Below are 13,134 nucleotides of genomic sequence, written 5' to 3' on the forward strand. Positions count from 1 at the left end.
CGACGACCAGGGAGTCGGCGAACTTGCCGCCGAAGGTCATCAGGTGGTCGGTCGCGATCGAGCCGGCGATGAGGAGGGAGCCCGTGGGTGCAGTCACGACACGGAACATTAACCGAGACGACACGGCCTTACTGGCAAGTACGGATGGTTCTACCCCGCGGTAACGCCTAGCGTCGAGGACATGACGCCGTACGAGGAGATCGCCGCACCCCGCGACCTGCACGCCGACTGTGAGGCGGTGAGCCGCCGGCTCGAGCAGGCCGCCGTCAAGGCCACCCGGCCCGCCCCCAGCATCCACTTCGACGAGCAGCCCAAGGAGACGGGCAAGCGGGAGATCCAGATCTCCGAGGCCGCGCAGCGCCCGGCCAACGCCCTCCACCTCCACCTGGACTAGTTGACGTGGGGCTTTCCACCGTTGAGTTGTGAGAAACCCACCGCCGGTCGCCCCGGAATGCAAGAAACCCACCGGTTGCCCGGTGGGTTTCTCACAATTCAAGGGGTGGAAAACCCCACGTCAACCTCAGTGGAACGAGTCGCCGCAGGCGCAGGAGCCCGTGGCGTTCGGGTTGTCGATGGTGAAGCCCTGCTTCTCGATGGTGTCGACGAAGTCGATGACCGCGCCGTTGAGGTAGGGGACGCTCATCCGGTCCACGACGACGCCCACGCCGTCGAAGTCGGTGACGACGTCGCCGTCCAGGGTGCGCTCGTCGAAGAAGAGCCTGGTACCGCAGGCCCGAGCAGCCACCGGGCTGCACCGAGATCCGCAGGGAGAGGTCGTCACGACCCTCCTGCTCGAGCAGGCTCTTCACCTTCGTCGCCGCCACCGGGCTCAGGTTGATCTGGTCCTCACGGCGCTCGAGGTCCACCGGGGTCGCGACGGTCGTGGTCGCGCCGGGGGCCTCGTGGCTGTGGCCGCCTCCGCAGCAAGCTTGTCGCTCATGCTCACTCCAGGGTGTGTCAGGTCGGTGTTCGACAGTCCAATGGTCGCACAGACCCGGTTATTCCCCCCAGACGAGCACCGGCTTGACGACCGCGCCGGCCTTCGCGTCCGCCACGGCGTCCGCGATCGCCTCGAACGGGTACGTCGTGACCAGGTGGTCCACGTCGAAGCGGCCCGCCTCGCGCAGCGCGATCAGGCTCGGGGATGGTGCGCAGCGGATCGGCCTCGCCCTCGATGGAGGAGCGCACGATCTTGCCGGACTGCAGGAGGTCGATCGCGTCGATGGTGTACTCCGGCGCGCCCAGGCCGAGCGCCACCAGCAGGCCGCGTGCGCGCAGGGAGTGCTGGGCCTGCAGGACCACCGCGGCGATCGCCGTGGTGTCGATCGCGTACGCCGCACCGCCGCCGGTGAGCGCCTTGACCCGGTCCACGACCGGGCCGGCGGACTCGTCGGCGGGATCGAGGGCGGTGGCGCCGTACCCCTCGGCGACCCGACGACGCGCGGCGACCGGGTCCACGACGACGACCGTCTCCACACCGGCACCCCGGGCCGCGGCGACCGCGGCGAGGCCGACCGCGCCGGCGCCGAAGACCACGACGGGCTCGTCGGCGGCCGGGTCGAGCACGTTGAGGACCGTGCCGGCCCCGGTCTGGAAGCCGCAGGCGAAGGGGGCGAGCCGGGTCAGGTCGAGCGCCTTGTCGACGACGACGCAGTTGTCGGCGTACGCCAGGGCGTGGCGGGCGAGGCTGGACTGGCCGAAGAAGTCTGCCGAAGATCGTCTGCTCGCCCCGCTTCATCGTCGTGGAGCCGTCGGCGCGCATGCCCATGTAGTTGAGCAGCAGCGACTGCTCGCAGTAGCCGACGTCGCCCGCCCGGCACGGCGCGCAGGCCCGGCAGGAGCGGAACGAGAGCACGACGTGGTCGCCGACCTCGATGCCGACCACGTCGGCTCCGACCTGCTCCACGACGCCGGTGCCCTCATGTCCCACGACGGTGGGCATCATCTCGGCGGGCAGCATGGTGGGCACGGTCAGGTCGGTGTGGCACAGGCCGGTGGCGACGATCCGGACGAGCACCTCGTCGGCGCGCGGCTCGTCGAGACTCGACCTCGGCGAAGGTGAAGCCCGCGCCCGGCTCCTCGACGAGGACGACGGTGGTCCTCATGCCTCGCGCTCCAGCCAGAAGTAGTAGAGGTCGGCGATGCCGAAGGCCGCCTCCGAACTTGCCGTCCATGATGCCCATCAGGGTGTCGTCGTCGACCTTCTTGAAGTGGTCGAGGACCGGCATCCTGTCGTAGACCATGGTCGCGGTGACCTCACCGCGGAAGCCGACCGGCCACAGGGAGGCCTCTCCGCCGCCACCCGCCTTCAGGTTCGAGTAGAGGGCGCCGTCGTCGTCGCGGCACACCAGCGGTATGGCGGCGAGCGGGCCGTCGAAGCGCTTGCCGTGCCAGCGCACCTTCTCCAGCACCGTGCTGGCCAGGTGGCCGGTGGCGAAGTCGCCGCCGCGCCACGCGCCGAGGATCTCCTCCACCTCCACGACGGCGAGGTCTGCCCACAGGGCGTCGAGGTCGGCGGGATCGGCGTGCTGGGCCTGACGGAGGTCGTCGAAGCGCTGCCTGGTGTCGGTCACGCGGTCAATCTAGAACATGTTCTTGTTCAGTGGGACCAGGTCCGCGCCACCCGCGCGGTGAGTCTCGCTCAACGCGCCGGCCGGGTCGCGGAAGGCGCGCTCCTCGCCGACGGCGTCCACGAGGGAGTACGCCGCGTCCATCCCCAGCGCGCGCATCTCCCGCTGCCCCACGAGCACCTGGCCGGCCAGGGCCACGCAGGGGCGCAGCGCGGCGGCGGCGATCGCCGCCACCCCCGCCGGGACCTTGCCGGCCCGGCTGCTGAAGTCGAAGGCGCCCTCACCGGTGAGCACCAGGTCGGCGGTGGCTGCCTGCCGGGCCAGGCCGACCGCCTCGGCGACCAGACTCGATGCCGGAGACCCGGTGCCCGCCGAGGAGCAGCAGCGCGAAGCCGATCCCGCCGGCGGCGCCCGCGCCCGGCTCCAGCGCGAGCCGGCGATCGGTCGCCGCCGCCCACTGCTCCAGGTAGCCGTCGAGGAGGACCTGCATCTCCTCGTCCAGGCCCTTCTGCGGGCCGAAGGTCTTGGTCGCGCCGAACAGCCCGGTCAGCGGGTTGTCCACGTCGGTCGCCGCCACGATCTCCACACCGTCGACCAGGCCGCGGGCGATGCTCAGGTCGACGTCGGCGACGCCCTCCAGGAAGATCCCGCCCACGTCGAGCGCGACGTCGGCACTGGCGCCGAGCGCGGCGAGCAGGCCCGCTCCCCCGTCGTTGGTGCCCGAGCCGCCGAGCCCGACGACGACCCGCTCGGCGCCGGCGTTGACGGCCTCCAGCAGCAGGCTGGCCGACGCCGACCGTCGTCGCGAACTCACCGAGGGCACCCTCGGTGAGGTGGATGCCGCAGGCCTGGGCGCTCTCGACGTACGCCGTGCCGTCGGTGAGGAGGATGGTGGCCGGCACCTCGTGGCCCTGGCCCTGCGGTGCCTCGGCCACCACGGCGAGCAGGCTCCCCGCCCAGGGATGCGTGCAGCACGTCGACGAAGCCCGGCCCGCCGTCCGACATCGGCGCGAGCACGACCTCGTCGTCCGGCGACTGGCGGCGCCAGCCCTCGGCCATCGCCTCGGCCGCCTCCACGGCGGTGAGGGTGCCCGCGAACTTGTCGGGGGCCACGAGCACGCGCATGGCGCCATCATGGCGGACGGGACGGTCCCGGGGGCGGGAGCGCCGCGCCGTCAGCCCAGCCTGGGGGTCGCTCGTGCTGTGCCGGGACCCGGCGAGGTGGCCGGCCAGGGTGCGCACGAAGCCGCCGGGGAGGGTGAGCGTCACGTCGTACCAGCCGCCGGTGGCGCGGGTGTCGAGGTCGACCTTGCCGCCGCGCAGGGTGCGGTCGCCGTCGTAGGCGCAGGAGACCTGGGCCTGCCTCGCCCCGTCCGCCCGCAGGCGCAGGCTTGCCCGAGCCGTGGCCGAGCGGCTCCAGGGCGACCCGCGGCTGCCGCAGCCTCGCGTCGCCGGCGTAGCGGCGGAAGAAGCCGTCGGGACCGTGCAGGTGCACCTCGTAGGCGCCGGTGAGGGGCAGCACGACGTCGAGGCTCTTGCCGGCCTCCACCGTGTAGGCTGTGCGGCACGGCGGCCGGCTCGATCAGCCGGACGTGGAAGTGCGCTCCGAGCGCGCCCCGGTTGACCAGGCGCAGCCGCAGCGGGCCGCCGTCGCGCTCCTCGACCGCGAGGTCGTAGCCGAGCGGACGGGCGGGGCGCACGCCCGGCTCCTGGGTCGGCATGGTCCCGGTGGCCGGCACCGCCGGGACGTACGTCGCGTGCCGCTTGCGGTCCCGCGGCGCCATCGCCGCCGTCGAGGGCAGCGGCGGGACGCTCGCCTGGCGGCGGGAGAAGTCGAAGGCGGAGGTCAGGTCGCCCGCGACCGCGCGCCGCCACGGGGTGATCTGCGGCTCGCGGACGCCGAAGCGCTGCTCCAGGAAGCGCAGCACGGAGGTGTGGTCGAAGGTCTCCGAGCACACCCAGCCGCCGGTGCTCCACGGCGAGACGACGAACATCGGCACCCGCGGGCCCATCCCGAACGGGCCGGGCGCCGCCCGGGGGTCGCCGCCGGCGTAGTGCTCGTTCGCGGTCGAGACCGTCGAGGCGCCCGGCACGACCGGGCTGGGCGCGATCGGCGGGACCAGGTGGTCGAAGAAGCCGTCGTTCTCGTCGTAGGTGATGAACAGCGCGGTCTTGGCCCACACCTCGGGGTTGGCGGTGAGGGTGTCGAGGACCTTGGAGAGGTACCAGGCGCCGAAGTTGGTGGGCCAGTTCGAGTGCTCGGTGAACGCCTCGGGCGCGGAGATCCAGGAGACCTGCGGCAGGCGGTCCGCGGCGACGTCGGCGGCGAGCAGGTCGAAGTAGCCCTGGCCGTCGCGGTTGCGGGTGCCGACCCGGGCCTTCTCGTAGAGGGCGTCGCCGGGCCGGGCGTTGCGGTAGGAGCCTGAAGTAGAGCAGCGAGGTGTCGCCGTAGTTGCCGATGAAGGCGTCGCTGGTCCAGCCCCACGATCCCGCCGCGTCCAGGCCGGTGCCCTCGTCCTGGTAGACCTTCCAGGACACCCCGGCGCGCTCCAGCCGCTCGGGATAGGTGGTCCAGTCGTAGCCCTTCTCGTCGTTGTAGAGCACCGGGCCGCCACCCTTGCCGTCGTTGCCGGTCCAGCCCGACCACAGGTAGTAGCGGTTCGGGTCGGTGTTGCCGATGAACGAGCAGTGGTAGGCGTCGCACACGGTGAAGGCGTCGGCGAGCGCGTAGTGGAAGAGGGCGTCCTGGCGCTGCAGGTAGGCCATCGTCGCCGTCCCCTTCGCGGGCACCCACTGGTCGTAGTGACCGGAGTTGATCGCCCGCTGACCGTCGGGCCAGGAGTGCGGCAGGCCCTGCAGGTAGGCGCCGCCGAGGTCGTCGACGTCGGGGTGGAAGGGCAGCAGGTCGCCGCCCCCGCCGCCCTTGGGCTGGTACCAGACCGGCTTGCCCGAGGGCAGGCTGGACCGGGTGCGGGTCGCCGAACCCGCGCACCCCGCGCAGCGCGCCCAGGTAGTGGTCGAAGGACCGGTTCTCCTGCATCAGGATCACCACGTGCTCGATGTCCCGGATGGTGCCGGTACGACGGGCCGGGGCCACCGCGGCGGCGCGCTCCACGCTGCCGAGCAGGCTCGTGGTCAGCCCGGCGAGCGAGACTCGCACCGGTGATCTGCAGGAAACGACGTCGGTCGAGGTCAGCCATGGACGTGACGCTCTCGGCGGCCCCGGAACCACGGAAAATCAGGAGGCGTCCGGCACGTGAATCTCTAGGGTCGGGGACGTGATCGTGCGACCGATGAGCACCGACGACGTGGACATCGCCGAGGAGATCAGCGCCGACGCCTTCCACGCCCTGGACCTGCGCCTGCGGGGCGCAGGTGACCCCGACCCGGTACGACGCCCGGACGGCTCCGCCTGGATCGCCCGCACCCGGCGGCTGGTCGCGACCGACGGGCCCGGCTGCTGGGTCGCCGAGGCCGACGGCGCGGTGGTCGGCATCGCCACGAGCATCCGGCGGGAGCAGGTGTGGTGCCTGGTCACCTTCGCGGTGCGCCCGGGCCTGCAGGGCTCCGGCATCGGCGCCCGTCTGCTCGCGGCGGCCGAGCGGCACGGCGCGGGCTGCCCGCGGGCGATGCTCTCGGCCTCCGCGGACCCGCTGGCGGCCCGGCGCTACCACGCGGCGGGCTTCGCGCTGCACCCTCACCTGCGCCTCGAGGGCCCGGTCGACCGGTCGGCGCTGCCCGTCGTCACCGGGCTGCGCGCGGGCACGGAGGCGGACAGGGAGTGGCTGGACGACCTCGACCGCCACCACCGCGGCGGGCCGCACGGCCCCGACCACGACGCGCTGGCCGCCGACGGCGACCTCGTGGTCGCGGCTGACCGCAGCGGGTACGCCTACGCGAGCCCGCACCGCCTGGTGGTGCTCGCCGCGCGCGAGGAGGCGACGGCGCGGATGCTGCTGTGGGAGTGCCTGGCCCGGGCCGAGGGCTCCTTCCTGGCCTCCCACGTCACCGCGGTCAACGCCTGGGCGGTCGACGTCGGCCTGGCCGCCCGGCTGGTGCTGAGCACCCGCGGCTACCTCGGGCTGCGCGGGATGGCGCCCCCGGCGCCGTACCTCCACGACGGGGCGCTGCTGTGAGCACCTCGCGGCCGGCGGGGCCGGCCAAACTAGGATGAGGCCATGACGACCGTCGACCTCCCGCTGCTGCCGCTCGGCCGCGGCTCCGACCCGCTCTCCGAGCGGGGCGTCGAGTGCCCCGGCGACCTGCCGGCGGCCTCCGACCCGGACCTGGTCGCCCGCGCGCGGGCCGCCAAGGCGAAGGCCTGGGCGACCGGCTGTTCGTGCTGGGTCACCACTACCAGCGCGACGAGGTCATCGAGTTCGCCGACGTCACCGGCGACTCCTTCAAGCCTGGCGCGCGACGCGGCTGCCCGCCCGGACGCGGAGTTCATCGTGTTCTGCGGCGTGCACTTCATGGCCGAGTCCGCCGACATCCTCACCGGCCCGGACCAGAAGGTGATCCTGCCCGATCTCGCCGCCGGCTGCTCGATGGCCGACATGGCGCGCATCGCGCAGGTCGAGAAGGCCTGGGACGCCCTGGCCGCGGCCGGCGTCCAGGACAGCGTCGTCCCGGTCACCTACATGAACTCCAGCGCCGACATCAAGGCCTTCTGCGGGCGCAACGGCGGTGTGGTGTGCACCTCCTCCAACGCCGAGGTCGCCCTGGACTGGGCGTTCCAGCAGAAGGGCGCCGACACGAAGGTGCTCTTCCTGCCCGACCAGCACCTGGGCCGCAACACCGCCGTGCTCAAGCTCGGCTACTCCCTCGACGAGTGCGTCGTGTGGAACCCGTTCAAGCCCGACGGCGGCGTCAGCCCCGAGGGAGCCTCGCGAAGGCCCGGATCATCCTGTGGAAGGGCCACTGCTCGGTGCACGGCCGCTTCTCCGCCGACGTCATCGACGAGTCTGCGCGCCAAGGTGCCGGACCTCAACGTGCTGGTCCACCCCGAGTGCCAGCACGAGGTCGTGCTCAAGGCCGACCTGGTGGGCTCCACGGAGTTCATCATCAAGACCATCGAGGCGGCTCCGGCCGGCACCAGGCTGGGCGATCGGCACCGAGACTCAACCTCGTGCAGCGGCTCAAGAACGCGCACCCGGACAAGAACATCATGTTCCTGGACCGCAACGTCTGCTACTGCTCGACGATGAACCGCATCGACCTGCCGCACTTCGTGTGGGCGTTGGAGAACCTCGTCGAGGGCAACGTGGTCAACCAGATCGAGGTCGACGCGCAGACCGAGGCAGACGCGCTCACCGCGCTGCAGCGGATGCTCGACCTGCCGGGCAAGACGCACAAGGACTGATCCTCCGGACAGCGACCCGGTGACGTTCGCCGAACGTTCGCCTGAAGGACCCGCGCCCGTCGTGGGCCGCCGAATAGCGTGTCGTGGTTCCCTCTCGGGAGGCATGACATGCACTGCTCCACCGCCGTCCGGGCGCGCGGTCTCACCAAGGTCTTCGGCGACGTGGTCGCCCTCGACGGCATCGACCTCGACGTCGCCGCGGGCCAGGTCCACGGGCTCGTCGGCCCCAATGGCGCCGGCAAGACCACCCTGCTCGGGCTCCTGCTCGGTCTCGCCGTCGCTGACGGCGGCACCCTGGAGGTGCTCGGCACGACGCTCGGGCGGGTGCTGTCCGTGCCCGACGGCGTGGCCGGGTTCGTCGACGGCCCCGGGCTCTACCCCTCGCTGACCGCCCGCCAGAACCTCGCCGCGCTGGTCGCCCTGCGCGGCGGCAGCCGCCGCGACGACGCCGCGGCCCGGGCACTCGCGCAGGTCGGGCTCACCGACGTCGCCGACGACCGGGTGCGGGGATTCTCGCTCGGCATGCGCCAGCGCCTCGGCCTCGCCGCCGCACTGATCACCCGGCCGCGCCTGCTCGTGCTCGACGAGCCCGCCAACGGACTGGACCCGGCCGGCAAGCGGCAGGTGCACGACGTGATCACCGCTCTGGCCGAGGACGGCGTGAGCGTGGTGATGTCCAGCCACCGGATGGACGACCTGGCCGCGCTCTGCGCCGAGGTGACGATCCTCTCCGCCGGCCGGGTGCTCTTCACCGGGCCGGTCGAGAAGCTCGCCGCGGAGAGCGGCGACCTCGCCTACCGGCTCGCCACCTCCGACCCGCTCGCCGCGCGCCGGGTCGCGGCCGGTGTGCCCGGCCTGACCCTGCAGCCTGCCGACGACCCGCGTCCGTCCGGGTCCCTCGTCGTGCGCGGCGCGGTGGCGGCGCTCGACGAGTCTGGTCGTCCGGCTGGTCGGCGCCGGGGTCGCGGTGCGGGAGCTCGCTCCCGTCGTACCTCCTCTGGAGGCGGCCTTCCTCGCCCTCACCGGAACGGAGGAGCGCGGATGACGCTGACCGCTCCCCCGGAGCTCGCCCGGCCCGCGGCACTGACGGCGGGCTACCGCTTCGAGCTCGTCGAACTCGTCTCCACGTGGCGGATCCGGCTCGTGCTGCTCGTGTGCTGGCTGGCGCCCGGCGGCTTCGTCGCGATCGTGAGCCAGCAGTCGTCGCTGCCGACCGACACCGTGTTCGGCCGGTGGATGCACGCCACCGGGTGGTCCGGCTCGCTGGTCGTGCTCGCGTTCGCGTGCAGGCTGGGCGCTTCCCCTGCTGACCTCGGTCGTGGCCGGCGACGTCTTCGCCGCCGAGGACCGGCTCAGCACCTGGCGGCACCTGCTGGTCGCGGTGCGCTCGCCGCACCGCATCTTCGTGGCCAAGGCGCTGGCCAGCCTGACCCTGCTCCTGCTCATGGTCACCGGCCTCGCGGTCTCCAGCACCGCCGGTGGTCTGTGCGCCGCCGGGAACCATCCGCTGGTCGGCCTCGACGGACGCCTGCTGAGCACGGGCGAGGCGGCCGGCACGGTGCTGCTCGCCTGGCTGTGCGTGCTGGCGCCGACGCTCGCCTTCGCGGGCGTCGGCCTGCTCGGCTCCGTGGTCCTCGGCCGCTCCCCCATGGGCCTGCTCGTCCCCGCGGTGCTCGCCGTCGCGATGAACCTCGTCCTGGTGCTGCCGGTGCCGGCGGTGGTGCGACTGGCCCTGCCCAGCAACGCCTTCCTCGCCTGGCGCGGCCTGTTCACCGAGCCCGCGCAGGGCGGTGCGCTCCTCACCGGGATCGCCGTCAGCCTGGTCTGGGCGGTGGTGGCCACGGCCACGGCCCACCACCTGTTCGTACGGCGCGACTTCACCGGCCCGGCGTACGACGGCGGCGGGCGCCGCGCCGCCACGCTGGCCGTGCTCCCGCTCGCCGGCCTGGTCGCCGTGGCCTCCGTCGTCGCCGCCGTGGCCAGCCCGGTCAGCGGCTCGGGAGTCGAGAGGGCGAAGCCTGGAGGCCTCCCTCGCGACCTCCTTCGCCCACCTCTACCGGGTGCAGACCGCCCAGCCTGAACCGGCCCGACGTGACCGAGGAGCAGGCTGGCGGCCACCGCCGACTGCGACAAGGGCGGCTCGCGCGTGGAGGACCGCGGCCCCGGCAACGACTGGCGCTGCGTCGTGTCCTGGCACCTGCCCGGCTCGCAGGCGGTGGGCTCGGCGACGTACCAGACTCGACGTCACCGCCGACGGGCGCTACGTCGCCGACGGCGACGGCCCCAAGGAGGTCAACGGCTTCTTCCTGGTGCGCACCCCGCAGGGGGACGCGCCGAACCCGCTCTGGCAGGTCGACGGCCTCGTCGACCTGTTCTCCCGCTGACGGAAGGACACTCATGCAGGTCATCAGAAGGCGCGTCGAGAAGACTGGCCGGCGACGGCTCCGGCTCACCGTGGCGACGACGCTCGCGGTCGCCGTGGCCGGCGGCGGCGTCGCCTACGGCTCCACCGACATCTTCGGCGACCACCAGGTCGGCACGGAGTACGCCGACGGCCTCCAGGTCTCCTCCAACCAGATGATCAAGCCGATCGGCGAGCGGCTGGTGACCGAGTACGGCAAGTTCATGGGCTCCGCACCCAGCCCGGACGGGCGCTTCCTGGCGGTCACCAGCAACGACCGGTCGGTCGCGCTGCAGGTCTTCGACCTCTCGACGTACCGGCTGGTGTGGCGGGTGGGGACGGCATCGGGCGTCGACCAGCGTTGGACGGACGCCAGCGTGGGTCAGGAGGCCCCGACCTTCTCCCCCGACGGTCGCGTCCTGTGGGTCTCGCAGAAGGACGCGGTGACCCGCTTCCCGGTCAACGCCGACGGCTCGCTCGGCACGCCGACCAAGATCGCGCTCCCCGCGGTGGGCGGGCGCTCCGCGCTGCCCGGCCAGTCGGCGTACTCCGCCGACGGCACGACGCTCTACGTCGCCCTCAACGGCCAGAACCGGGTGCTCGCGATCGACCCCGCCACCGGCGCCGCCCGCCAGTCCTGGGCCGTCGGCACCGCGCCGCGTCGACTCGCGCTGGTCGGCACGAAGCTCTACGTCAGCAACGAGGGCGGACGTGCCGCCCGCCCCGGTGAGACGACGATGGACTCCTACGGCACGGCGGTCCCCGCCGACGGTCACCGGGGCACGTCCACGACCGGCACCCTCAGCGTGATCGACACGGCCGCTCCGGGCGCCGCCGTCCGCTCGATCGCCGTCGGCCTGCACCCGACCGCCCTCCACGCCGCGGGACAGGCACTCTTCGTGACGAACACCAACGACGACACGGTCTCGGTCGTCAACACCCGCACCGACCAGGTCGAGCAGCGCATCGACACCCAGCCCTGGCCGGCCTCCGAGGTGGGCTACCAGCCCAACGCGGTGACCCTCACGGACGACGGGCACCTGCTGGTGAGCCTCGGCCGCGCCAACGCCGTCGCCGTCTACCGCTACCACGGCAGCCCGAAGGCGCCGGTCGACTTCGTGGGGCTGCTGCCCACCGACTACTACCCCTCCGAGGTCGCGACCGTCGGTGACCGCGTGGTCGTCACCAACACCCGCGGCATCGACGCCCGCGGACCGGAGGTGAAGATCGACAAGGGCGCCGGCACGACGCCCGCGACCGGCCACGGCACCCACAGCACCACCGGGTCGCTGACCCGGTTCGCCCTGCCCTCCGACAAGGAGATCCGGAAGCAGACGGCCACCGTCTTCAAGCAGAACGGCTGGGGACCCGGCGACACCGACGTGAAGACCGCCCGGGGCCGCAAGGCGAAGCCGGTCCCGGTGCCCCGGCGCATCGGCGACCCCTCGACCATCAAGTACGTCTTCATGATCGTCAAGGAGAACCGGACCTACGACCAGGTCTACGGCGACCTGCCCCAGGGCAACGGGGACGCCTCGCTGGCGCAGTTCGGCGAGCAGGTCACGCCCAACCAGCACGCCCTGGCCCGCCAGTTCGGCCTCTACGACAACACCTACGACATCGGCACCAACTCCGCCGAGGGTCACAACTGGATCATGCAGGGCGACAACCCGGAGTACACCGAGTCCAGCGCCGGGGAGTACGTCCGCAGCTACGACACCGAGGAGGACGTGCTCGGCCACCAGCGTTCGGGCTTCCTGTGGTCCTCCGTGCTGGACACCGGCCGGACCGCCCGGAACTTCGGGGAGTTCCTCTACACCGAGGGCAAGCCGTCGGGCACCTGGCAGCAGTACTACTGCGCGACCCGGGGCGTGGACGCCGGCGGTGACCCGGCCCAGGCTCACCACGCCGGAGCCTGAAGGGCAACTACGGCTCGGTGATCCCCTCGCTCGACGCCATCACCGTGCCCGAGGCGCCGCCCTACGCCCTCGACATCCCCGACATCTACCGCGCCGCGATCTGGGAGCGGAGCCTTCCGCGCCAACGGGCCGGCCAACTTCAACATGATGTGGTTCTCCAGCGACCACACCGGCGGGCCGACGACCCCGCGCTCCGCGGTCGCCGACGGGGACCTGGCCGTGGGCCGGGTGGTGGAGGCCATCTCGCACTCGAAGTACTGGAAGCAGTCGGCGATCTTCGTCGTCGAGGACGACAGCCAGAACGGCGTCGACCACGTCGACGGGCACCGCGCCCCGATCCAGGTGATCAGCCCGTGGGCTCGCCACGGCGTGGTGGACAGCCGGTTCTACTCCCAGATCACGATGGTCCGCACGATCCAGCAGATCCTCGGGGCGCACCCGCTCAACCAGCGGCTGGCCGCGGCCACGCCGATGTACGGCGCTTTCACGAGCAAGCCCGACTTCACGCCGTACGACGCGGTGGCGAACCGGATCCCGCTCACCGAGGCGATCACCACGCCCCCGGCCTGCGGCCTGGACACCCCGCCCGCACCGGCCGCCCCGGTCGCGCAGGTCGCTCCTGCGCAGCAGGACCTCGCGGCGCAGTGGGCGCAGTGGAAGAGCCGCCAGCACCTGACCGGCAAGGGCGCTCGGGCGGACTCGGTCGCTCCGGAGCCTGATGAACCGGTGGACCTGGTACAGCACGCACGCCTTCCGGGTGCCCTACCCGGGCGACGACCGGGTCTACGCCCCGGCGGACGTGCCCGGCGGCACGATCCCGTCGCCCGACTCCGACTGACGCACGACGTACGACGGGACCGCTGCCGGGCCATGGCCTAGGCT

At 72.6% G+C, this 13,134-nt stretch carries 12 protein-coding genes and 4 pseudogenes; 7 read left to right on the forward strand and 9 right to left on the reverse strand.

Annotated elements, in window-relative coordinates; genetic code table 11:
* The first annotated feature begins 181 nt into the window (after nt 1-181).
* Entirely contained in the window at nt 182-394 is a 213-nt protein-coding gene (locus tag G5V59_RS09155) for a hypothetical protein (RefSeq protein WP_278256247.1), read from the forward strand.
* 126 nt (nt 395-520) lie between these two features.
* On the opposite strand, the pseudogene erpA reads toward G5V59_RS09155, so the two are convergent.
* The 9 genes and pseudogenes from erpA to G5V59_RS09195 form a co-directional block, all read right to left on the reverse strand.
* Nucleotides 521-866 (reverse strand): annotated as a pseudogene (erpA, locus tag G5V59_RS09160) (iron-sulfur cluster insertion protein ErpA).
* A 266-nt stretch (nt 867-1,132) separates the two neighbouring features.
* Nucleotides 1,133-2,017 (reverse strand): alcohol dehydrogenase catalytic domain-containing protein, encoded by an 885-nt coding sequence (locus G5V59_RS09165; protein WP_278256248.1) that lies wholly within the window; start codon nt 2,015-2,017, stop codon nt 1,133-1,135.
* Nucleotides 1,920-2,573, reverse strand: a complete 654-nt coding sequence (locus tag G5V59_RS09170) for a DUF4334 domain-containing protein (RefSeq protein WP_278256249.1) — start codon at nt 2,571-2,573, stop codon at nt 1,920-1,922. Before G5V59_RS09170 ends, G5V59_RS09165 begins: the two co-directional genes overlap by 98 nt.
* Nucleotides 2,574-2,582: 9 nt before the next feature.
* A complete protein-coding gene (locus G5V59_RS09175; protein ID WP_341351166.1) occupies nt 2,583-2,915 on the reverse strand; it encodes a glycerate kinase in 333 nt (110 codons plus the stop codon).
* Complete coding sequence (locus G5V59_RS09180; protein WP_278256250.1) at nt 2,851-3,393, reverse strand: glycerate kinase; 543 nt, start codon at nt 3,391-3,393, stop codon at nt 2,851-2,853. Before G5V59_RS09180 ends, G5V59_RS09175 begins: the two co-directional genes overlap by 65 nt.
* Nucleotides 3,381-3,839: a glycerate kinase gene (locus tag G5V59_RS09185; protein ID WP_278256251.1), complete on the reverse strand. Its 459-nt coding sequence runs from the start codon at nt 3,837-3,839 to the stop codon at nt 3,381-3,383. The genes G5V59_RS09180 and G5V59_RS09185 overlap by 13 nt, the downstream gene beginning before the upstream one ends.
* Nucleotides 3,840-4,071: 232 nt before the next feature.
* Nucleotides 4,072-4,119 (reverse strand): annotated as a pseudogene (locus tag G5V59_RS36230) (hypothetical protein); the annotation flags it as partial.
* 406 nt (nt 4,120-4,525) lie between these two features.
* Nucleotides 4,526-5,134: pseudogene (locus G5V59_RS09190) on the reverse strand (alkaline phosphatase family protein); the annotation flags it as partial.
* Nucleotides 5,022-5,528 (reverse strand): annotated as a pseudogene (locus tag G5V59_RS09195) (alkaline phosphatase family protein); the annotation flags it as partial. The pseudogenes G5V59_RS09195 and G5V59_RS09190, both read right to left, overlap by 113 nt.
* A gap of 335 nt (nt 5,529-5,863) precedes the next feature.
* On the opposite strand from G5V59_RS09195, the gene G5V59_RS09200 reads away from it, so the two are divergent.
* The 6 genes from G5V59_RS09200 (at nt 5,864) to G5V59_RS09225 (ending at nt 13,131) form a co-directional block, all read left to right on the forward strand.
* Nucleotides 5,864-6,706 carry a GNAT family N-acetyltransferase gene (locus G5V59_RS09200; protein ID WP_278256252.1) on the forward strand — a complete coding sequence of 281 codons (843 nt, stop codon included), beginning with the start codon at nt 5,864-5,866 and terminating at the stop codon, nt 6,704-6,706.
* Nucleotides 6,707-6,748: 42 nt separating this feature from the next.
* Nucleotides 6,749-7,777, forward strand: a complete 1,029-nt coding sequence (gene nadA, locus G5V59_RS09205; RefSeq protein ID WP_341350890.1) for a quinolinate synthase NadA — start codon at nt 6,749-6,751, stop codon at nt 7,775-7,777.
* Nucleotides 7,738-7,932, forward strand: a complete 195-nt coding sequence (gene nadA / locus G5V59_RS09210) for a quinolinate synthase NadA (protein ID WP_278259739.1) — start codon at nt 7,738-7,740, stop codon at nt 7,930-7,932. Before nadA (G5V59_RS09205) ends, nadA (G5V59_RS09210) begins: the two co-directional genes overlap by 40 nt.
* A 108-nt stretch (nt 7,933-8,040) precedes the next feature.
* The gene (locus G5V59_RS09215; RefSeq protein WP_278256253.1) at nt 8,041-12,252 is read left to right on the forward strand and encodes an ATP-binding cassette domain-containing protein; all 4,212 of its coding nucleotides are present in this window, start codon (nt 8,041-8,043) and stop codon (nt 12,250-12,252) included.
* Nucleotides 12,218-12,400, forward strand: a complete 183-nt coding sequence (locus G5V59_RS09220) for a hypothetical protein (RefSeq protein ID WP_278256254.1) — start codon at nt 12,218-12,220, stop codon at nt 12,398-12,400. Before G5V59_RS09215 ends, G5V59_RS09220 begins: the two co-directional genes overlap by 35 nt.
* Nucleotides 12,400-13,131, forward strand: coding sequence for an alkaline phosphatase family protein (locus G5V59_RS09225; RefSeq protein WP_278256255.1), 732 nt, complete (start codon nt 12,400-12,402; stop codon nt 13,129-13,131). The genes G5V59_RS09220 and G5V59_RS09225 overlap by 1 nt, the downstream gene beginning before the upstream one ends.
* Nucleotides 13,132-13,134 lie beyond the last annotated feature (3 nt).

The sequence above is a fragment of the Nocardioides convexus genome, assembly GCF_011090295.1.

Bases quoted from the DNA above. Each gene is read 5' to 3' on its own strand.
- nadA (WP_278259739.1), top strand. From the start codon at position 7,738: ATGTTCCTGGACCGCAACGTCTGCTACTGCTCGACGATGAACCGCATC.
- G5V59_RS09215 (WP_278256253.1), top strand. From the start codon at position 8,041: ATGCACTGCTCCACCGCCGTCCGGGCGCGCGGTCTCACCAAGGTCTTC.
- nadA (WP_341350890.1), top strand. From the start codon at position 6,749: ATGACGACCGTCGACCTCCCGCTGCTGCCGCTCGGCCGCGGCTCCGAC.
- G5V59_RS09200 (WP_278256252.1), top strand. From the start codon at position 5,864: ATGAGCACCGACGACGTGGACATCGCCGAGGAGATCAGCGCCGACGCC.
- G5V59_RS09225 (WP_278256255.1), top strand. From the start codon at position 12,400: ATGTGGTTCTCCAGCGACCACACCGGCGGGCCGACGACCCCGCGCTCC.
- G5V59_RS09155 (WP_278256247.1), top strand. From the start codon at position 182: ATGACGCCGTACGAGGAGATCGCCGCACCCCGCGACCTGCACGCCGAC.